The sequence below is a fragment of the Streptomyces sp. NPDC058678 genome (assembly GCF_042714835.1).
GTDB lineage: Bacteria > Actinomycetota > Actinomycetes > Streptomycetales > Streptomycetaceae > Streptomyces.
The window spans coordinates 57,479-77,818 of sequence record NZ_JBHXSG010000026.1 but is presented as its reverse complement, the minus strand read 5'-3'; the positions used below and the strand labels follow the sequence as shown (position 1 = coordinate 77,818).

Below are 20,340 nucleotides of genomic sequence, written 5' to 3'. Positions count from 1 at the left end.
TGGCCGGGCCGCCGGCTCCCCCTCGTACAGTGCGGCGGCCCGACTCCGCGCCGTCCGCCCAGCTGCCTGCCCGACACTCCGTGGCGGGGCGGACGGCCTCGCCGGCCGGGCCGGGCGACTCGTCGGCTAGAGGTGCGTTGTCGGCTGCGGATCGGTCGTGGCCGGCCGCGCCCGCGCGGCGGAGCCGCAGGTGTCACCGTCTCGCGCCGCTGAGGTGCGTCTGCCCGTGTGGTCGTGGCGAAGCACCAGCAAGGCCACGTCGTCCGACGGGGTGCCTCCCGTGTGGTGCAGGAGTGCGGTGAAGACCGACCCCAGGACGGCCTGAGGGACGGCGACGGGGTTGTCGCGGACGATCTCCGACAGCACTTCGGGGAGGGAGAAGAACCGGCCACGTCCGTCCCTCGCGTCCTCGGCACCGTCCGTGTGCAGGACGAGGGTCTCTCCCGGCAACAGGCGGCCGCTGTGCGTCGGCGGCAGTTCGGACGGCAGCGGGAACGGGCCGAGGGGTGGCAGGGGATCCGCGCGAGCGAGGGGTTCGACGTGGGTGCCGCTGAGCAGGTACGGCCACGGGTGGCCGCAGTTGAAGGCGTGCACCGTCCCGTCCCGGCCGATCTCCAGCAGCAGTACGGTCACGAACTCCTCGGCGACCGGGTTGTCGGGCTCCGGGCCGACCGAGGGGTGCTCGGCGCGGGCCCGCTCGCGCAGGTGCCGGGCCAGTGCGCGTTCCAGTCGGCGCAGCACACCGTCGAGTCGGGCCTCGTCGTGGACGGCCTCACGGAAGCTGCCGAGGACGGCGGCGGCGGTGCCGATCCCCGCGAGCCCGTGTCCGCGGACGTCACCCATCACGACCCGTACGCCGTGTTCGGTGGCGACGACCTCGTACAGATCGCCGCCGATGGTGGCGCCGCGGTCGGCGGACAGCTGGGCGGCGGCGACGTCCAGCCCGTCGATGCGCGGGGGCAGCGGCCGCAGCAGCACGCTCTGGGCGGCGCTCGCGACCTCACGGGCCTGCCGGAGCTCGCGCAGCAGAGAGTGCCGGACGTGGAGAATCAGTCCGGCGCCCACGGCGAAGAAGACGGCGCTGGTGACGGCGCGCGCGCCGAAGCCGTCCTGCTGGGCCAGCGGACAGGCCAGCTTGTACGAGACCGCGGCGGTGCCCCAGGCCGTGGGCAGCCCGAGCGAGAAAGCTCGCCGCAACGGCCGACGGGTGCTGGTCCGGAGCCATGCGGGAAGGCCCCGGCGACCGGGCCCCCGAGAGTCCGTCCGGGTCCGCCCCGCCCTGCGGGGCACCCCAGCCTTGATGCGGATCATGCCCATGGCCCCCCAGTCAGGCCTGCCAGCGCAATCGGACCGACCCCGAAAGGCCGGTCCGATTCTGTCGACCGCATGCCCCGAAAAGGCCAGATCACCAGGAGAAGTCACTCAATCGAGTGAGGTGACCGAATTGGGTGTGTGGGGGCGTGCTCCCACGAGGGGCGAGGGGAAACTGCGCGACCCGCCACAACGAACCCGCAGCCGGTCGACAACAGCAGCCCCCACAACGACTAACCCCTCAGGACAGCCCCCGTACGCTCGCCCGCGAGGGCAACCGCAGCGTCCCGAGCCGCCGACGCCTCATCCACCGTCAGCGTCCGGTCGGCCGCCCGGAACCGCAGCGCGTACGCCAGCGACTTCCGCCCCTCACCGAGCTGCTCGGCGTTCTCGTACACGTCGAACAACCGGATCGCCTCCAGCAGTTCACCCGCACCGTCGCGCAGCGCGGCCTCCACGTCGGCGTGCGGTACGAATGTGTCGACGACCAGCGCGACATCCTGGGTGGCGACCGGGAACGTGGAGATGCTCGGCGCCTGCGGGGTGCCGTCACCGACCCGCTCCAGGGCGTCCAGGTCCAGCTCCATCGCGGAGGTACGCGCAGGCAGGCCCAGCGCCTTCAGCACCCGCGGGTGCAGTTCACCCGCGTGACCGACGACCCGCTCGGCACCGTCCGCGACGACCACCAGCTCGGCGCACCGCCCCGGGTGCCACGGCCCGTACTGGCCGCCGCGGACGAGCAGTTCGGCACCGGCCTCACGCGCCACCGCCCGTGCCGCCTCGACCGCGTCGGCCCAGTCGGCAGGCCGGCCCTTGCCCCACCAGCCGGCCTGCTCGCGGGCGCCCGCGAGGACGACGGCGACATGGCGCGGCTGCTCGGGCAGCGCGGCGTCGAGCTCGGCGATCTCCTCGTCGGTCGGACGCCGGTCGACGGGCGGCGAGACAGCGGCCCGCTGCTCCTGACGAGGGAGGAAGACCAGACCGGTCTCGAACAGCGCGAGGTCGTGCGAGCCCCGGCCGTCGTTGCGCCGCAGCGCGGCGAGCAGGCCCGGCAGCAGCGACGTACGAAGCGCCGGCTCCTCGTCGTTGAGCGGGTTGGCCAGCCTGACGACCCGGCGGGCCGGGTCGTCGGCCGCGAGGCCGAGCTGGTCGAAGACCTGCTCGCTGACGAACGGGTAGTTCGGCGCCTCGACGTACCCGGCGCCGGCCAGGGCACGGCCGACGCGGCGGTGCAGCCGCTGCCGGTGGGTCAGGCCGCGGCCGGACGGCGGCTTGGGCAGCGTCGAGGGCAGGTTCTCGTAGCCCTCCAGGCGGATGACCTCTTCCGCCAGGTCGTTGACCTCGGCGAGGTCGGGCCGCCAGGACGGCACGGTGACGATCAGCTCGTCCTGCCCGTACACGTCGCAGCCGACCTCCTGGAGACGGCGTACGACGGTCTCGCGGCCGTACTCGACGCCCGCGACCTTGTCCGGGTGGTCGGCCGCGACCGCGATGGTGTGCGGCCCGGACGGCGCGATGACCTCGGTGACGCCGGCCTCGGCGGTGCCGCCCGCGAGCAGCACCAGCAGGTCGACGGTGCGCTGGGCGGCGGCGGAGGCCGCCTGCGGGTCGACGCCGCGCTCGAAGCGCTTGGACGCCTCGGAGGACAGCTTGTGGCGGCGGGCCGTACGGGCGATGGAGACCGCGTTGAAGTGCGCGGCCTCGATCACGATGTCGGTCGTGCCCTCGGCCTCGGTGTGGTCGGCGATCTCCGTGTTGGCGCCGCCCATGACCCCGGCGAGGCCGATCGGACCGCGCTCGTCGGTGATCACCAGGTCCTCGGCGTGCAGGGTGCGGGTGACGCCGTCGAGGGTGACGATCTTCTCGCCCTCCTCGGCCCGGCGGACGCCGATGGTGCCCTGGACGAGCGAGCGGTCGTAGGCGTGCAGCGGCTGGCCGAGCTCCATCATCACGTAGTTCGTGACGTCGACGGCGAGCGAGATCGGGCGCATGCCGACCTTCTGCAGGCGGCGCCGGAGCCAGATCGGGGAGCGCGCCTCGGGGCTGAGCCCGGTGACGGTGCGGGCGGTGAAGCGGTCGCAGCCGACGGGGTCCAGGACCTTCACCGGGTAGCCGAAGGCGTTCGGGCCGGGGACGTCGAGCAGGGCCGGGTCGCTCAGCGGAAGGCCGTAGGCGATGGCGGTCTCGCGGGCGACGCCGCGGATGGACAGGCAGTCGCCGCGGTTGGCGGTGACGGCGATGTCCAGGACCTCGTCGACCAGTTCGAGGAGCTCGATGGCGTCCTTGCCGACCTCGGTCTCCGGCGGCAGCACGATGATGCCGTGGCTGCCGTCGTCGCCCATGCCCAGTTCGTCGCCGGAGCAGATCATGCCGTGGGACGTCCTGCCGTACGTCTTGCGGGCGGAGATCGAGAAGCCGCCCGGCAGGGTGGCGCCGGGGAGCACCACGACGACCTTGTCGCCGACGACGAAGTTGCGGGCGCCGCAGACGATCTCCTGGGGCTCGCCGGTGCCGTTGGCCTGGCCGACATCGACCGTGCAGAAGCGGATCGGCTTCTTGAAGCCCTCCAGCTCCTCGATGGTCAGCACCTGGCCGACGACGAGCGGGCCCTTGAGGTCGTGGCCGAGCTGCTCGACCGTCTCGACCTCGAGGCCGGCCGAAATGAGCTTGGCCTGGACGTCACGCCCGGTCTGAGTCGCCGGCAGGTCGACGTACTCCCGCAGCCAAGAAAGCGGGACCCGCATCAGATCTCCATCCCGAACGGCCGGGTGAACCGGACGTCACCCTCGACCATGTCTCGCATGTCCTCGACGTTGTGGCGGAACATCAGCATCCGCTCGATGCCGAACCCGAAGGCGAAGCCGCTGTACTTCTCCGGGTCGACGCCGCACGCGGTCAGCACCTTGGGGTTGACCATGCCGCAGCCGCCGAGCTCGATCCAGCCCTCGCTGGAGCAGGTGCGGCAGGGCCGGTCGGGGTTGCCGACGGACTCGCCGCGGCAGACGTAGCACACCATGTCCATCTCGGCGGACGGCTCGGTGAAGGGGAAGAAGTTGGGCCGCAGCCGGGTCTTCATGCCCTCGCCGAACAGCGACTGGACCATGTGGTCCAGGGTGCCCTTGAGGTCGGCCATGGTCAGGCCCTCGTCGATGGCGAGGAGCTCGACCTGGTGGAAGACCGGCGTGTGCGTGGCGTCCAGCTCGTCGGTGCGGTACACGCGGCCGGGGCAGATCACGTACACGGGCAGCTCGCGCTCCAGCAGGGAGCGGATCTGCACGGGCGAGGTGTGGGTGCGCAGCACGACACCGGACTCGGTGCCGCCGCCCCGGCCCTGCACGAAGAACGTGTCGGCCTCGCCGCGGGCCGGGTGGTCCGGGCCGATGTTCAGGGCGTCGAAGTTGAACCACTCGGCCTCGACCTGCGGGCCCTCGGCGACCTCGTAGCCCATGGCCACGAAGACGTCCTCGATGCGCTCGGAGAGCGTGGTGAGCGGGTGGCGGGCGCCGGCCGGTACGCGGTCGTACGGCAGCGTGACGTCCACCGCCTCCTCGACCAGCACCCGCTGGTCGCGCTCGGCCTCCAGCTCGACCTGGCGGGCGGCGAGGGCCTTGTTCACGGCGCCGCGGGCCTGGCCCACGCGCTTGCCGGCCTCGGCCTTGGCGTGCGGGGGCAGCGCGCCGATCTCGCGGTTGGCGAGGGCCAGGGGCGAGGTGCCGCCGGTGTGCGCGACCTTGGCCTCCTGGAGCGCGTCGAGGGAATCGGCGGCGGTGAAGGCGGCGAGCGCCTCGTCCCGCATGCGCTCGATCGCTTCCGGTTTCAACGCCTCGACCTCGACAGGGTCGTACGACTTATTCGGTGCCGACATCTCTTCCCGTGCTTCCGATTGGCTGGCTGGAGGTCCCCGTCACCGATCCATGGACGAATCGTCGTCGGCTTCGGGACACAAAGGTGCCAAAGGCCGAGTCTAACGGGGTGGGGATGTACGAATGCGCCCGCGGGCTGCTCAGGTCAGGTAGGCCGGAGCGCTCACGGGCAACGTAAATCGGAACTCGGCGCCGCCGCCGGGGGCGCGGCCGACCGTGATGGTGCCGCCGTGGGCCTCGACGATGCCCTTGACGATGTAGAGCCCGAGGCCGGTGCCACCGCGCTTGCTGCCCCGCCAGAAGCGGGTGAAGACGCGGTTCATGGACTCCTCCGGGATGCCGGACCCCTCGTCGCTCACCGTGACCGACGTGCCGGCATCCTCCCCCTCTCGGGGCGACGCCGTGGCCGTGATGTCAATCGTGACGGTTCCCTCGCCGTGCCGCACCGCATTTTCCAGCAGGTTGCTGAGCACCTGGTCGATCTTGTCGGGGTCGGCCCACAGGGCGGGCAGCGGCTGTTCGAGGCGCAGCAGGAACCGGTCGGCGGCCAGCCCCGCGGCGACGTACGCCTGGATGTGGCGCCCGACGGCGGCGCCGATGTCGACGGGCTGGCGCCTGAGCTCCAGCCGCCCGGAGTCGATCCGCGAGATGTCGAGGAGTTCGGCGATGAGCCGGGTGACCCGGTCGGCGTCGGCGTCGACGGTCTCCAGCATCAGCCGTTTCTGGTCGTCGGTGAAGCGTTCCCACTTGGCGAGGAGGGTGGCCGTGAACCCCTTGACCGAGGTGAGCGGGGAGCGCAGCTCGTGGGCGACGGTGGCGATCAGTTCGGCGTGACTGCGCTCGGTGCGGCGGCGGGCCTCGGTGTCACGGAGACAGACGACGACCCGGCGGACCGGTCCGGTGGGCCGCGTCCGCACGTATTTCGCGGAGACGAGCACCTCGCGCCCCCCGTGCAGCAGCAGATTCCGCTCGGGCTGTCCCACCCGGATGGCGAGACCGCCGTAGGGGTCGGTCAGCTGCCACCAGCGGCGGCCCTCCAGGTCCTCTAACGGCAGGGCCCTGTCCAGCCGCTGTCCGAGGGCGTCCTCGGCGGGCAGGTCGGTGATCCGGGCCGCGGCGGCGTTGAAGCAGATCACGCGCCCGTGCTCGTCCGCGACGACCAGTCCGTCGGGCAGCTGGTCGGGATCGATGCCGAGCTCGGCGAGATCACCGGGCCGGGACGCGGGCGGGCGCCGTACGTCCCGTGCTCCCGGTGCGCTGCTCGTGCCGACGCTCATCCCCGTACCCCACCTCTCAGGCGTCTGAGGGGCCCCCGAGCTGGTCACCCTACTAGCTCTCGGTGACGGAGCGGCACCCTCCGGAGGCGCGCTGTGCACGGGCTGACGCATAGAGACATACGGCGGCGGCGGTGGCCAGGTTCAGGCTCTCGGCCTTCCCGTGGATCGGGACGCGGACCACGGCGTCCGCCAGCGCGCGGGTCTCCTCCGGGAGCCCCCAGGCCTCGTTCCCGAAGACCCAGGCGGTAGGCCCGCCCATGGTCCCCTTGTCGAGCTCGTCGTCCAGGTCGTCCGTACCGGCTCCGTCGGCGGCGAGGATGCGCACCCCGGCGTCCTTCAGCCCGGCCACGGCCTGCTCGACGGGCACGCCGACGGCGACGGGGAGATGGAAGAGGGAGCCCACTGAGGCCCGTACGGCCTTGGGGTTGTACAGGTCCACGGAGGCGTCGGTCAGGACGACGGCCTCGGCCCCGGCGGCGTCGGCGCACCGCAGGACGGTGCCGGCGTTCCCGGGGTCGCGTACGTGGGCGAGCACGGCGACCAGCTTGGGCCGGGCGGCGAGAATGTCCTCGAAGGGCGTGTCCAGGAACCGGCAGATCCCGACCAGGCCCTGCGGGGTGACGGTCGTGGAGATGTCGGCGATGACCTGCTCGTCGGCGAGGTGCACCCGGGCCCCCGCGTCACGGGCGTCACCGATGACGTCTGCGTACCGCTCCGCCGCGTCCGGCGTGGCGAAGAGCTCGACCAGCGTGGACGCGTGTGCCGCCGCCTCCCGCACCGCCTGCGGTCCCTCCGCGAGAAACAGCCGCTCCTTGCTCCGGAAGTTCCGCTTGGCGAGCCGCCGGGCGGCCAGGACGCGGGCGGAACGCGGGGAGATCAGCTCGGGGGTGACGGGCACGGGATTCACCTTCAGCAACTACCTTCCGCCGCAACGGCGATCGACCACAACGGCGGCATTCGGCGGTGCCGAACCCACCGGTACATCAGACAACGCAACGGACCCGCAGGCCGGAAGCCCACGGGTCCACAAGTCACGTCCGCCAAAGCCGGCGCAGCGTCACGCGGCCTTCGGCGCGTTGACGTCGCTCGGCAGAGCCTTCTGGGCCACCTCGACGAGCGCCGCGAAGGCGCCGGCGTCGTTCACGGCCAGCTCGGCCAGGATCTTGCGGTCGACCTCGACGTTCGCGGCCTTCAGACCCTGGATGAAGCGGTTGTACGTGATGCCGTTGGCGCGGGCAGCGGCGTTGATGCGCTGGATCCACAGCTGGCGGAAGTCACCCTTGCGCTTCTTGCGGTCGTTGTAGTTGTAGACCAGCGAGTGGGTGACCTGCTCCTTGGCCTTGCGGTACAGGCGCGAACGCTGACCGCGGTAGCCGGAGGCCGCCTCGAGGATCGCCCGGCGCTTCTTGTGGGCGTTGACTGCCCGCTTGACGCGTGCCACTTGTTAACTCCTTGTAGCGGGGCCGTGGTGGTCTTCACACGGCCCGAAATCGATTGGGTCCCGGTCCAGACGTGTGGCGTTCGGTGATCCGGAAGATCGACCGCGCCGACAGGTCACTTGCCGAGAAGCTTCTTGATCTTCTTGGCGTCGCCCGGGGCCATCTCGGCGTTGCCGGTGAGGCGCCGCGTCACGCGGGACGACTTGTGCTCGAGCAGGTGGCGCTTGCCGGCGCGCTCGCGGAGCACCTTGCCGGAGCCGGTGACCTTGAAGCGCTTGCTGGCACCGCTGTGCGACTTGTTCTTCGGCATAGCGCCGTTCTCTCCTCGTCGGTGGCGCTCCGGTGCCCGGTCACGAAAACCGGGCACGGTGGAGCGTCGCTCTTGTATCGGTTGGGTCCTGGGGACTCGCGTCCCCCGGGATCACGCCTCGGCGGGAGCCTCGGCCGGGGCCTCTGCCTCGGCCTCGTCCTCGACGCTGTCGGATTCCGCGAGGTTCTGCGAGCGGCCGGGGTTGGCCTTCGCGTCGGCCTTGCGGGCCTCCTGAGCCTGGCGAGCCTCGGCCATCGCCTCGGTCTTCTTCTTGTGCGGACCGAGAACCATGATCATGTTTCGGCCGTCCTGCTTCGGGTTCGACTCCACGAACCCGAGGTCGGCCACATCCTCCGCGAGACGCTGCAGCAGTCGGTAGCCGAGTTCCGGCCGGGACTGCTCGCGACCACGGAACATGATCGTGATCTTGACCTTGTCGCCCTGCTTGAGGAACCGAACGACGTGACCCTTCTTGGTGTCATAGTCGTGCGGGTCGATCTTCGGCCGGAGCTTCATCTCCTTGATGACCGTGTGCGCCTGGTTCTTGCGCGCCTCACGGGCCTTCATGGCCGACTCGTACTTGAACTTCCCGTAGTCCATGAGCTTGCACACAGGCGGACGGGCGGTCGCCGCCACCTCGACCAGGTCCAGGTCGTACTCCTGTGCAAGCTCCAGTGCCTTGGCCAGCGGGACAATGCCCACCTGCTCGCCACTGGGACCGACAAGTCGCACCTCTGGAACGCGAATCCGGTCGTTGATGCGGGGCTCGGCGCTGATGGATCCTCCTCGGTTAGCACCACACGGCCATCTGGCGGACGGCCGCGTTTGTCTCTGTTAGACAGACCTAACCGCGCCGAAGCACAAAAAATGCCCCGGACGATCACAGGCGGGGCTCCAAGCACTACCGGAGCACCGCCGCGGTGATGCCGCGGGGCGCACATTCGGGCGACTCCATCGTCCGTACGGAACGATGGTGGCCGCCTGACCGGGGTGACCCGCCGTCCCGGGGGACGGTCAGGTGGGAGATCGGAGCCTCCACTTGTGGGCCGGGCATTGCTGTCCGGCCGGTCGTCACACAAGGTTAGCAGCAAGTCGGGGGTGGTGCGAACCGTCGTACACCGGGCCCTATCGTGTGGGACATGAGTGACACCCCTGCTGAGTCCGCCGAGTCCGCCGCGGGCCCCGACTTCGACGAGATGACCCGCGACATCGCCGAGGTCCCCGCCGTCGAGGTGATCGTGACGGTCGCCGTCAACCTGATGAGCGCCGCCGCCGTGAAGCTCGGTCTGACGGAGGAGGGCGACAAGTACAAGGACCTGGACGAGGCCCGCAAGCTGGTGCACGCCCTCGCCGGTCTGCTGGACGCGAGCGCGACCGAGATCAGCTCGTTCCACGCCGCCCCGCTGCGCGACGGCCTGAAGTCGCTGCAATTGGCGTTCCGCGAGGCGTCTCTCGTCCCGGACGAGCCGGGCCAGGGCCCCGGGGAGAAGTACACCGGCCCGATCTACGGCTGACTCACGGACGCACGTACAGGGGCTCGCCCGGCGGCGTCGCTCCGGCCGGCAGCAGTGCCAGGTCGAGGCCGCGCACCAGGCGGGCCCTCAGTGTGTCGTCGGCGGCGAGCCGCTGCGCGAGGGCCCGGGCGGCCTCGGCGGGCGGTACGGACGAATCCAGCACGAGGGCGAGAGTGCCGTCGGCCTGCCCCGGTCCGAGGTGGGCGCGCAGGACGGCGGGCTCGGCGGCCACCGCTTCCCGCACGGCCTTGACGACGGCCGGGTCGGCGAGCGGGTCCGTGGTCGTACGTCCCTCCGCCAGCGCCAGCAGCGCGGCCCCCGTCAGCTCGAACGGCACCGGACCGGCCATGTCCAGCAGGACCGTGTCCGCCTTCTCGTGTGCGGCGGCCTGGAGCGCCTGGTGCAGCGGTACGGCGACGGGGCGGGCCGCCGGGTCCCAGCGGGCCAGCGACTCGGTGGAGGTGAAGGCGGGCAGGGCGGTGCGGGAGCCGGCCTTCAGGGTCGGTACGGCCATGTCGCTGGTCTTCTCGCGGCGCAGCCCGTTCTCGTCCTCCTCGACCTCGCCGAGCACGGCCACGACGGGAACGAGCAGCCGGGCGCCCTTGAGCGCCTCCAGGACGGGGCCGGCGGCGGTGCGGTCCTCGGCCCAGGCGGCGAGCGCCGCGCTCAGCCGGGGGTCGGCCGAGCCGTCGTCGTCGGAGAAGCCGGAGTCGGGAATGTTCTTGTTCGCCACGGTCACCGACCCTATAGGGGGGATGCTGCTGCGCTTGTGCGGGCCCGGAAACCTGCCGGTGACGACTTTCACGGGTTTCTCAGATATCCCTGACACACATCTAACGTCCGTCTAACGGCCCGCACAGCCGGCCCCCCGAGCATCGCGGGCATGGAGTCTTCCAGAGCCGCCCGCCGCCTCCGCTCGGGTCCCTCCCGGCGCCGCCCGCTGTTGTCCACCGCGCTCGCGTCCGTGGCCGTCCTCGGCGCTACGGCGGGCGGGACCGTGTACGTGAAGGCGCAGGCGCACTCCGGTGCGAGCGCCGTATCGTCGGCGGTGACGCCGTCGGCCTCGTCGTCGGCTGCGGCTTCCGCTTCGGCGAACGGGGAGACATCGGTGGAACCTGTGGCGGAGCCGACGGTCGACCACGACGGACTGCTGGCCGACGCCCTGAAGTCGGTGAGCGTGGAGAGCAGTGCCGAGGTGTCCGCGGCCGTGCTCGACCTGGACTCCGGCGAGAGCGCCTCGTACGGCGACGGCGCCTTCGACACGGCGAGCATCGTCAAGGTCGACACCCTGGCGACGCTGCTGCTCCAGGCGCAGGACGCGGACCGGCATCTCACCGCGCAGGAGAAGTCGTACGCCACCGCGATGATCGAGAACAGCGACAACACCGCCGCGTCGGCCCTGTGGCGGATCATCGGGAAGGCGGACGGTCTCGACGCCGCGAACGAGCGGCTCGGCCTCACGGACACCGCGGGCGGCGACGACATGCTGTGGGGACTGACCCAGACCACGGCCGGCGACCAACTGGCCCTGCTGCAGCAGGTGTTCGGGGAAGACTCGGAGCTGAGCGAGGCCTCGCGGGCGTATGTCCAGGGGCTGATGGGGCAGATAGCCGTCGACCAGCACTGGGGGGTGTCGGCCGCGGCGGACGGTTCCGAGTGGGCCCTGAAGAACGGCTGGCTGGCGCGCAGTACGACCGGGCTGTGGGACATCAACAGCATCGGGCGGGTGACGGTGGACGGCCACGACTACCTGGTGGCGGTGCTGTCGAAGGGCAACTCGACACAGGTGAAGGGAATTTCGCTGGCGGAGGCGGCGGCGAAGGCGGCGGTGTCGGTGTTCGCGGGTGACGGCGCGTCGTCGCCACCGGTATCGGCCTCCGCGGCGACGACTGTCTCCAAGTAGCCGCCGGGAGGCTGCCGTACGCCGTCGTGGGCCGTCAGACGTCCGTCAGAAGTCTTCTTGCCGCTCGCGGCGGCCGCGCCACAGCACCACGGCCGCGACCAGGATCACTCCGCCGAGGCCGCCCGCGAGGGGGGCCGCCCAGTCGGCGGTGTCGTTGCCGGTCTCGGCCTCGTCGGGGCCGGAGCCGAAGTACTTGTCGCCGTAGGCGGCGGCCTGGAGGCCCTCCGGCTTGAGGCGGCCGGCCTCGGAGAGGGCGGCGGCGGGGTCGATGAAGCCGAAGCCGCGGGAGTCGTCGCGGCCCGCGGCCGGGGCGTTGCGGGCCGTGTCCTCCAGGAGCTTCTTGACCTGTGCCGGGGTCAGGTCCGGATGGGCCGCCCTGATGAGGGCGACCGCGCCGGAGACGAAGGCGGAGGCGGCGCTCGTGCCCCAGCCCTCGTAGTACTTGTGGTCGGGGTCGGCGATGACGACGTCGACGCCGGGGGCGCTGACCGTGGCGTACCAGCGGCGGGTGGAGAAGGAGGCGCGGGTGCCGAAGCGGTCGACGGCGGTCGCGGCGATCACACCCGGATAGGCGGCCGGGTAGGAGATGTGGTCGCCCTTCTCGCCGCCGTTGCCGGCCGAGGCGACGACGACGGCGCCCTTCTTCAGCGCGTACTGGACGGCCTCGTCCTCGGCCGGTTCGGGGTGGGCGGAGGCGGAGTCGTCGCCCAGGGAGAGGTTGATGACGTCGGCGCCGTGGTCGGCGGCCCAGCGGATGCCTTCGGCGAGGGCGTTGCCGCGGGTGCTGCGGGCCTTGGCGCGGGCCGGGTCGCCGTCTTCGAGGATCACGCGGACGGGGAGGATCTTGGCTTCGGGGGCGATGCCGAGGACGCCGTCGCCGTTGCCCACGCCGTGTCCGTGGCCCGCGATGATGCCGGCCATCGCGGTGCCGTGGCGGGCCCAGGCGCGGTCGCCCTCCTTCGCGCCGAAGCCGATCATGTCCTTGCCGGTGAGGACGTTGCCGTCGAGGTCGGGGTGGTCGGCCTCGACGCCGGTGTCCAGGACGGCGACGGTGACGCCCGCGCCCTTGGTGGTGCGCCACGCCTGCTGGGTGTGCATCGCGTCCAGGGCCCACTGCTTGGCGCGTATGCCGTCGGCGTGCGCGACGGTGGGCGGGACGAGGGCGATCGAGGCGGCGAGCAGGACGCTCAGGAGACCGGCCCGGCGGGTCGTGAGGCTCACCGGACTCGTGCGTCTCACGTGACTGCGGCTCATGAGGGCTTCTCCGAGGGCGAGCTGACGGTCTTGCGCAGCCCGCGTTCGACGCGGTCGGCGAGGCCCTGGGCCTCGTTGCCGAGGCCGGCCTGGGCGGGAGCGGTGGTGGCGCCGGACTCCATGGCCTCGGCGGCGGGCAGCGGGGTGTCGACCCTACGGCCGTCCGCCCAGCCGGATACGGCGTAGACGACGACGGGGGCGTCGGTGAGGACGGAGACGGTCCAGGAGGCGCGCTGCTCGGTGCCGAAGTCGGCGGCGACGGTGTCCTTGGCGGCGTACGGCCGGGGCATCAGGTCGGTGCGGCTGCCGAGGCCCTCGTCCTTGAACTGTTTGCTGAGGGCGGTCATGGCGGCGGCGTCGGCCTTGGTGAAGAGGAGGCCGACCGTGGTGACGTAGCTCTGGGTGGCGTCGGTGTACGTGGCGCGCAGGAGGCGTCCGCAACCGACGGGGGTGAGGGCCTTGCGCAGCAGCGGGTCGAAGGCGTCCTGGCAGCCGCTGTCGGGGGCGACGGCGATACGCGTCCAGGTCCGGTCGGCGCCGCCGGGGCCGGCGCCCTGGCCCTCGACGGTGGGCGGGAACAACTGATCGACCGGGATGCTGTGCCACAGACCACGGGCCGTGGCGAAGGTGTCACCCGTGCCGGTCTCCCCCGGCTCCCCGATGAGCCAACTCCCCGTCACGGCCCCGCCGATGAGACCCAGCCCGAGCACGACACAGGCGGCCACCATGGCGATCCGGGGCCGCCCCCGCAGAGCGAGCATCCCGAGCGACCGCGGCCGGGCCCTGTCGTCGTACCCCTCAGGCTCCCCGAACGAGACCACGGGCCGCCCCGCCCCGGGCGTCCCTCCGGGCGCCATCGGGGCGCTCCAGGAGAGCGCGGGGTCCGGGGAAAGGGCGTGAGTGCCCGAGGGCGGGGTGCTGGGCGCGGAGGGGACACGGGGGGCGCTCGGCGGGGTGGTGGGCGGGGCGGGGACGCGCGAGCGGCTGCCGGGGACGGTGGGCGCCTCGGAAGGCCGGGAGGGGATCGCGGGTTCGGCGGGGGCCGAAGGGTTACGGGAGCTGCTTCCGGTGCCGGTGGGCGAAGGAGGCGTGCTCGGACCCGCGCTGGGGCCGGTGGGCGAAGAAGACGTGCGCTGACTGCTACCGGAACCGGGAACCGAAGAAGACGTGTGCGGGCCGCTGCCGGGGGCAGGTGACGAGGTACGCCTGTCGCTTCCGGGGGCGGGGGCCGGCGAAGACGAACGAGGGCCGCTACCCGGGCCGTCGGCCGGTGACGAGGCACGCCGGTCACTTCCGGGGGCAGGGGTCGGCGAAGACGTACGCGGGCCGCTTCCCTGGTCGGCGGACGGCGAGGAGGTGCGCGGGGAGTTGGTGCGGCCCGGGGCCGGTGCCTCGTGCGCGGGGCGCGGGGGGAAGTCGGGGCGGCGCACGGGCTCGGCGGGCGTCGCGGCTCGGCGAGTGTCCACCTCGGGGGGCAGCTCCGCGGGAATCGGACGCATCCGGAAGGTCCTCTCCGACGCGGTCTCGACGGGCGCGCCGGAACGGCGGGGCGGTATCGGGGGGCGGTGACTGGGACGGGGCGGCACCGAGCCCGACGCCGGGGGTGCGGCGCTGGGGGGAGCCGGCACAGAGCCTGGCGCGGAGCCAGCGGCCCCGGGCCTGGGAGGTGCGGAGCCCGGCGTGGAGGCCCCGGCACCGGGGCGAGGCGGCACGAAGCCCTGCTCGAAGGGCCCGGATCTCGGCTTGGGCGGCTGGGAGCCGGCGACAGATGTACCGGCGCTCGGGGAAACCGACGTCGAGCCCGGCGTGGAGGGGCCGGTGTCGGGTCGGGGCGGCGCGGATGCCTGTGCCGAAGGCCCGGCGCTCGGCCGGGGCGGTACCGCGCCCGGCATGGTGGGCCCAGACCTGCGGGGAGCCGACACGGCGGGCCCTGCGCTCGGACGGGTCGGCACGGCTCCCGGCGCGGAGAGTTCGGCGCTCGGGGGAACCGGGCCCGAGCCCGGCGCGGACGGCCCGGCGTTCCGCCTGGGCGGGACGGAGCTGAACACGGACGGCCCGGCGCTCGCGGAAGCCGACGTCGAGCCCGGAGTGGAGGGCCCGGCGTCAGCTCGGGGCGGCGCGAGCCCCGGCGTGGGGGTGCCTGCGGCCGGCTGAGGGTGCGCCTGGGTGGGTTCGCCGTAGGTCGGCGTACCCGCCACGTTCTCCCCGCGCGTCTCTCGGCCCGCTGTCGGCGGGGTGTCGGGGAAGCGCGCGGAGGCCTGTGGCGGAGGCGGGGACGTGGGGGCGGGGAAGCGCAGCCGGATGTCCTGCTCTTCGAAGGTCGCACGGGTCCCGTCGGCCTCGGAGCCTCGCCGGGGCGACGTCACCGCACCGGAACCGTCACCACCCGCCGAAAAGGCCGAGCCACGCATACCGGTACCCTCGCCCTCCGCCGAAACGGCCCAGCCACGGCCATCGGGACCGTCATGCCCAGCCGACACAGCCGAAGCACGCGCACCAAACCTCTCGTCGCTGGCCGACGCAGCCGCACCGGACCCGTCGTCCCCGGCCGAAGCGCTCGGGCGACGCGCACCGAAAGCGTCACCCCGAGCCGAAACAGACGAGCCACGCGTACCAGACCCGCCGGCCCCAGCCGAAGCAGCCGGGCGGCGCGGGCTGAGGAAGCCGTCCCATGTGTCGTGCTCTGCCGTGGTGGGAGTGTCCGCGCGTGCGCGTCCCGGGGGCGGCGTCGTCGGTCGCTCGGTCTCCGTGTCGCCCGTCGACGGCGGTTCGGTCGGGGGTGGAGGGACCGCGGGGTGGCGTGCCTCTGTGCTCATGCGGGCCACCCCCCGTTTCCTCGTGCCCGGGCCGTCTCCTCGTACGCGGGCCGTTGTCGTCGTGGCCCGCCCGGGGCGGACTCGGCCGTCCGGGCACGCATACCCGCACGGGGGGACCGGCATCCCGGCGCGGGCCTGCGACCGGGGGCGGGACGTCCTCCGTGCGTGCGCGTCACTCTACGGGTTGTTCCTGGGCGAACGGGAACCAGTCCACGAGCCCGGGGCATCTGCCCGGAACGTCCCCCTACCCTCCGGTAATCCTGTCTGGCAGGCTGCGTTCATGACTGCGCGCGCCGCCGACCGGACCCGTTACGACCGGGCCACCGCCCATCTCGACGCCCCTGTGGCGATCGTGGACCTGGACGCCTTCGACGCCAACGCGGACGATCTCGTCCGCCGCGCCGGCGGCAAGCCGGTCCGGGTCGCCAGCAAGTCCGTACGCTGCCGAACCCTGCTGGAACGCGTCCTGGCCAAGGACGGCTTCGCCGGAATCATGTCCTTCACCCTCGCCGAGTCCCTGTGGCTCGCGCGGTCCGGGTTCGACGACATCCTGCTCGCCTATCCGTCCGCCGACCGCGCCGGCTTCGCCGAACTGGCCGCCGATCCCAAGCTCGCCGCCGCCGTGACCGTGATGGTCGACGACCCGGCACAGCTCAGGTTCATCGACGAGGCGCGCGGCGGCGGACGCGAAGTCGTGCGGGTCTGCCTGGAGTTGGACACCTCGCTGAAACTGTTCGGGGGCCGGGTGCGGGTCGGTGCCCGGCGCTCCCCGCTGCACTCTGCCGCCCAGGTCGCCGAAATGGCCCGGGCCGTGGCCCGGCGGCCGGGGTTCAAGGTCGTCGGGATCATGGCGTACGAGGGGCACATCGCGGGTGTCGGGGACGCCGTCGCCGGGCGGCCGTTGCGCTCCCGGGCCGTCCGGCTGATGCAGGCCACCGCCCGCCGGGAACTCGCCGAGCGGCGCGGCGAGGTGGTGCGCGCGGTGCGGGCGGTCGTGCCGGATCTGGAGTTCGTCAACGGCGGCGGCACGGGCAGTGTGCAGCACACCGCCGCGGAGGACGCGGTCACCGAGATCGGCGCCGGTTCGGGGCTGTACGTGCCGCGGCTGTTCGACAACTACACGTCCTTCAGCGGTCGTCCGGCGGCGCTGTTCGCCCAGCCCGTCGTACGGCGGCCGGGGGTCGGGGTCGTGACCGTCCTGGGCGGCGGCTATCCCGCCTCCGGCGCGGCCGGGCCCGACCGGCTGCCGGTGCCGTATCTGCCGGAAGGCCTGAAGTACGACCCGCAGGAGGGGCCCGGCGAGGTCCAGACGCCGCTGCTCGGCTCCCCGGCCGACGATCTCCTGCTCGGCGACAAGGTGTGGTTCCGGCACGCCAAGGCCGGTGAGCTGTGCGAGCGGTTCGACGCGCTGCATCTGATCGAGGGGGACGCGGTGACGGCGACGGTCCCGACGTACCGCGGGGAAGGACACACCTTCCTCTAGGGGGCTTCCCTGTCCCTCCAGGGACTTCCCTCTTCCTCCGGGGACCTCCCTCGGTCCCCCTGGCATCAGTCCTCGGGACCGATGCTGCTGCCCACGCCGCCGCCCGTGTCCGCGTCGCCGATGGGCCGGATCCCCTTGGTGATCCGGTCCATGTCGGCGAGCGGCGGCCCGTCCGGGCCCGCGTCGAAGACGAACCGCACGATCACCGGCGCCTCGCTGCCGACGCTGGACCGGAAGGCCAGCGACTGCACGTAACCGCCGGGCCCCTGGGCGGTCCTGACCCGCCAGCGCACGAAGTACCCGGCGCGGCCCGCCACCGCGACCGGCCCGGACCCGACGGTTTCGTGCGACTCGATGCCGCCGTAGAGGCGCCGGTCGAGGGAGTCGCGGTCGTACGCCGAGTCGGCGGCCTCTGGGATGTCCTGCTCGGCGAGGGTCTCGGGGGACTTCTCGTCGTTCTCGGTGACCGTGCGGGTGAGGACGAGGCCGTGCCGGCAGGTGCCGACGCCGGCCGGGCAGTCGTACGTCCCGTCGTCGGTGGTCATGACGACGTCGTCCTCGGCGACGTTCTTGGGCGGGGTCCAGCCTTCGGGCAACGGCAGGGTGATGCCGTTGAGTTCGTCGACCACGACGTCCGGGGCGGCGCCGGACGACTCCGAGCCGGTCGGCGTGGGTGTGTCGGTGGGGGCCGTGGAGGTCACGGCCGTCGGCAGGCTCTCCGCGGCCGGGACGCCGGCGTCGTCGTCCTCGCCGAGTACCGCCACGCCCGTGACGATCGCGGCGACGAGGACGACGGCCGCAGTGGTGAGGGCGACGGCCCTGGCCCGCCCGGACACCCCGTCGGCCGGCTGCGGGGCCCCGGGGACCTCGGGTGCGCGCAGGTGTCCGGTCCAGGCGGCCCCGTCCCACCAGCGCTCCAGGTGGGGCGCCGAGGGGTCGGGGTACCAGCCGGGCGGGGGCGTCATGCTCATTCCGGCACTGTAGGGCGCGGGCTACAGGGGCGTGACGTATGCCCCCGAGATTCCGCCGTCCACCAGGAAGTCGGAGGCGTTCACGAAGGAGGAGTCGTCGCTGGCCAGGAAGGCGACGGCGGCGGCGATCTCCTCGGCCTCGGCGAACCGGCCGACCGGGATGTGCACCAGGCGGCGGGCGGCCCGCTCGGGGTCCTTGGCGAACAGCTCCTGGAGCAGGGGGGTGTTGACCGGGCCCGGGCACAGGGCGTTGACCCGGATGCCCTCCCGCGCGAACTGCACGCCCAGTTCACGGGACATGGCGAGAACGCCGCCCTTGGAGGCGGTGTACGAGATCTGTGAGGTCGCCGCTCCCATCCGGGCCACGAAGGACGCCGTGTTGATGATGGAGCCCTTGCCCTGGCGCCGCATGTACGGGATGGCGGCTTTGCAGCACAGGTAGACGGAGGTCAGGTTGACCTCCTGGACGCGCTTCCAGGCCTCCAGGCCGGTCTCCAGGATGGAGTCGTCGTCGGGCGGGGAGATGCCGGCGTTGTTGAAGGCGATGTCGACGCTGCCGTAGGTGTCGTACGCCGTGCTGAACAGCGCCTCGACCTGTTCGGGGTCGGTGACGTCGACCTTCACGAACGTCCCGCCGACCTCCTCGGCGGCCGCCTTGCCGCGCGTCTCGTCGACGTCGCCGAGGACGACGTGGGCGCCCTCGGAGGCGAGCCGGCGCGCGGTGGCGAGGCCGATGCCGCTGCCGGCTCCGGTGATGACGGCGGTACGGCCGACGAGGCGGCGGCAGATGATGTCGTCAGTCGATGCGGTCACTGTGCGGGGCCCTCCGTACTGATGAAGACGTTCTTGGTTTCGGTGAAGGCGGTGAGGGCGTCCGGGCCGAGTTCGCGGCCGATGCCGGACTGCTTGAAGCCGCCGAAGGGCGTCCAGTAGCGGACGCTGGAGTGCGAGTTGACGGACAGGTTGCCGGCGCGGACCGCCTGGGAGACGCGCAGGGCGCGGCCGACGTCCCGGGTCCAGATGGAGCCGGAGAGGCCGTAGTCGGTGGCGTTGGCCAGGGCCACGGCCTCCGCCTCGTCCTCGAAGGGCAGGAGGACCGCGACCGGGCCGAAGACCTCCTCGACGGCCACGCGTGCGTGCGGGTCGACGCCGGTGAGGACGGTGGGCGGGAACCAGAAACCGGGGCCTTCGGGGGCCTTGCCCCGGATGCCGGGCGCGTCGGCGTCGACGTAGGAACGGACGCGCTCCAGCTGGACCCTGGAGATCAGCGGGCCCATCTGGGTCTGCTCGTCGGCCGGGTCGCCGACGCGCACCGACTCGATCCCCGGGGCCAGCAGGTCCAGGAAACGGTCGTACGCGCTGCGCTGGACCAGGATGCGGGTGCGGGCGCAGCAGTCCTGGCCTGAGTTGTCGAGGAAGGCCATGGGAGCCGCTGCCGCGGCGGCTTCGAGGTCGGCGTCGGCGAAGACGATGTTGGGGCTCTTGCCGCCGAGTTCGAGGGTGACGCGCTTGAGCAGGGCCGAGCCCTGGGCGAGCACCTGTTTGCCCACGGCCGTCGACCCGGTGAAGACGATCTTCGCGACGCCCGGGTGCTCGACGAGCGCGTTGCCCGCGACGGGGCCGTGACCGGGCAGCACTTGGAACAGGCCCTCCGGCAGACCCGCTTCCAGGGCGAGTTCGGCGAGCCGCAGGGCGGTCAGCGGGGTCGTCTCGGCGGGCTTGAGGATCACCGCGTTGCCGGCGGCGAGCGCCGGGGCGGTGCCCCAGGCCGCGATCGGCATCGGGAAGTTCCAGGGGGCGATGACGCCGACGACGCCCAGCGGTTCGAGGATCGTGACGTCGAGGCCGCCGGCGACCGGGATCTGGCGTCCGGTCAGCCGCTCCACTCCCCCGGCCGCGTAGTCGAGCAGGTCGCGGACGTTGCCAGCCTCCCAGCGGGCGTTGCCGACGGTGTGTCCGGCCTCCCGGACCTCCAGCCGTGCCAGCTCTTCGAGGTGCTCGTCGACGGCGACGGCGAACCGGCGCAGCAGCCGGGCCCGGTCGCCGGGCGCGAGGGCGGCCCACCGGGCCTGTGCCCGGGAGGCGCGTCCGACGGCCGCGTCCACGTCGGCGGCGGTGGCGGCCGGGACGGTGGCCACGACCTCCTCGGTGGCCGGGTTGAGTACCTGGAGCTCGTGCTCGTAGGACACGGGAAGACCT

The 20,340-nt window shown here is 72.6% G+C and carries 17 protein-coding genes and 1 pseudogene; 4 read left to right on the top strand and 14 right to left on the bottom strand.

Annotated features, from left to right (window positions below; genetic code table 11):
- Positions 1 to 126: 126 nt before the first annotated feature.
- The 8 genes and pseudogenes from ACFWWR_RS23550 to infC all read right to left on the bottom strand — a co-directional run bounded on the left by ACFWWR_RS23550 (position 127) and on the right by infC (position 9,002).
- Positions 127 to 1,311, bottom strand: coding sequence for a PP2C family protein-serine/threonine phosphatase (locus tag ACFWWR_RS23550; RefSeq protein ID WP_384305100.1), 1,185 nt, complete (start codon positions 1,309 to 1,311; stop codon positions 127 to 129).
- Positions 1,312 to 1,544: 233 nt separating this feature from the next.
- Positions 1,545 to 4,055, bottom strand: coding sequence for a phenylalanine--tRNA ligase subunit beta (gene pheT, locus ACFWWR_RS23545; protein ID WP_383864884.1), 2,511 nt, complete (start codon positions 4,053 to 4,055; stop codon positions 1,545 to 1,547).
- On the bottom strand, positions 4,055 to 5,176 hold the full coding sequence (gene pheS, locus ACFWWR_RS23540; RefSeq protein WP_383864887.1) for a phenylalanine--tRNA ligase subunit alpha: 1,122 nt from the start codon (positions 5,174 to 5,176) through the stop codon (positions 4,055 to 4,057). The genes pheT and pheS overlap by 1 nt, the downstream gene beginning before the upstream one ends.
- A gap of 138 nt (positions 5,177 to 5,314) precedes the next feature.
- The gene (locus ACFWWR_RS23535) at positions 5,315 to 6,451 is read right to left on the bottom strand and encodes an ATP-binding protein (protein ID WP_383864890.1); all 1,137 of its coding nucleotides are present in this window, start codon (positions 6,449 to 6,451) and stop codon (positions 5,315 to 5,317) included.
- A gap of 52 nt (positions 6,452 to 6,503) precedes the next feature.
- Positions 6,504 to 7,349 (bottom strand): TrmH family RNA methyltransferase, encoded by an 846-nt coding sequence (locus ACFWWR_RS23530; RefSeq protein WP_383864893.1) that lies wholly within the window; start codon positions 7,347 to 7,349, stop codon positions 6,504 to 6,506.
- 159 nt (positions 7,350 to 7,508) lie between these two features.
- Entirely contained in the window at positions 7,509 to 7,892 is a 384-nt protein-coding gene (rplT, locus tag ACFWWR_RS23525) for a 50S ribosomal protein L20 (protein ID WP_007495403.1), read from the bottom strand.
- Positions 7,893 to 8,005: 113 nt separating this feature from the next.
- Positions 8,006 to 8,200: a 50S ribosomal protein L35 gene (rpmI, locus tag ACFWWR_RS23520; protein ID WP_015661694.1), complete on the bottom strand. Its 195-nt coding sequence runs from the start codon at positions 8,198 to 8,200 to the stop codon at positions 8,006 to 8,008.
- Positions 8,201 to 8,311: 111 nt separating this feature from the next.
- Positions 8,312 to 9,002: pseudogene (gene infC, locus ACFWWR_RS23515) on the bottom strand (translation initiation factor IF-3).
- A 337-nt stretch (positions 9,003 to 9,339) separates the two neighbouring features.
- Here infC and ACFWWR_RS23510 point away from each other — a divergent pair.
- Positions 9,340 to 9,714, top strand: a complete 375-nt coding sequence (locus ACFWWR_RS23510; protein ID WP_383864896.1) for a DUF1844 domain-containing protein — start codon at positions 9,340 to 9,342, stop codon at positions 9,712 to 9,714.
- 1 nt (position 9,715) lies between these two features.
- On the opposite strand, the gene ACFWWR_RS23505 is transcribed toward ACFWWR_RS23510, so the two are convergent.
- Positions 9,716 to 10,447 (bottom strand): SseB family protein, encoded by a 732-nt coding sequence (locus tag ACFWWR_RS23505; protein WP_383864899.1) that lies wholly within the window; start codon positions 10,445 to 10,447, stop codon positions 9,716 to 9,718.
- Between the two features lie 150 nt (positions 10,448 to 10,597).
- On the opposite strand from ACFWWR_RS23505, the gene ACFWWR_RS23500 reads away from it, so the two are divergent.
- The gene (locus ACFWWR_RS23500) at positions 10,598 to 11,617 is read left to right on the top strand and encodes a serine hydrolase (RefSeq protein ID WP_384305097.1); all 1,020 of its coding nucleotides are present in this window, start codon (positions 10,598 to 10,600) and stop codon (positions 11,615 to 11,617) included.
- A gap of 45 nt (positions 11,618 to 11,662) precedes the next feature.
- Here ACFWWR_RS23500 and mycP read toward each other — a convergent pair whose 3' ends face one another.
- Positions 11,663 to 12,871 carry a type VII secretion-associated serine protease mycosin gene (gene mycP / locus ACFWWR_RS23495; protein WP_384305095.1) on the bottom strand — a complete coding sequence of 403 codons (1,209 nt, stop codon included), beginning with the start codon at positions 12,869 to 12,871 and terminating at the stop codon, positions 11,663 to 11,665.
- Positions 12,868 to 13,728, bottom strand: coding sequence for a hypothetical protein (locus ACFWWR_RS23490; RefSeq protein WP_383864908.1), 861 nt, complete (start codon positions 13,726 to 13,728; stop codon positions 12,868 to 12,870). Before ACFWWR_RS23490 ends, mycP begins: the two co-directional genes overlap by 4 nt.
- Positions 13,729 to 14,761: 1,033 nt before the next feature.
- Between ACFWWR_RS23490 and ACFWWR_RS23485 the strand changes: the two genes are divergently transcribed.
- Positions 14,762 to 15,025: a hypothetical protein gene (locus ACFWWR_RS23485; RefSeq protein WP_383864911.1), complete on the top strand. Its 264-nt coding sequence runs from the start codon at positions 14,762 to 14,764 to the stop codon at positions 15,023 to 15,025.
- A 942-nt stretch (positions 15,026 to 15,967) separates the two neighbouring features.
- Positions 15,968 to 17,170 carry an amino acid deaminase/aldolase gene (locus ACFWWR_RS23480; protein ID WP_383864913.1) on the top strand — a complete coding sequence of 401 codons (1,203 nt, stop codon included), beginning with the start codon at positions 15,968 to 15,970 and terminating at the stop codon, positions 17,168 to 17,170.
- 65 nt (positions 17,171 to 17,235) lie between these two features.
- Here ACFWWR_RS23480 and ACFWWR_RS23475 read toward each other — a convergent pair whose 3' ends face one another.
- Genes ACFWWR_RS23475 through ACFWWR_RS23465 form a run of 3 tightly spaced genes read right to left on the bottom strand, consistent with a single transcriptional unit; the run spans position 17,236 to position 20,330 of the window.
- Complete coding sequence (locus ACFWWR_RS23475; protein WP_383865067.1) at positions 17,236 to 18,135, bottom strand: DUF2510 domain-containing protein; 900 nt, start codon at positions 18,133 to 18,135, stop codon at positions 17,236 to 17,238.
- A gap of 27 nt (positions 18,136 to 18,162) precedes the next feature.
- Complete coding sequence (locus ACFWWR_RS23470; protein WP_383864916.1) at positions 18,163 to 18,954, bottom strand: 3-oxoacyl-ACP reductase; 792 nt, start codon at positions 18,952 to 18,954, stop codon at positions 18,163 to 18,165.
- Complete coding sequence (locus ACFWWR_RS23465) at positions 18,951 to 20,330, bottom strand: aldehyde dehydrogenase family protein (protein ID WP_384305092.1); 1,380 nt, start codon at positions 20,328 to 20,330, stop codon at positions 18,951 to 18,953. The genes ACFWWR_RS23470 and ACFWWR_RS23465 overlap by 4 nt, the downstream gene beginning before the upstream one ends.
- Between the last annotated feature and the right edge of the window lie 10 nt (positions 20,331 to 20,340).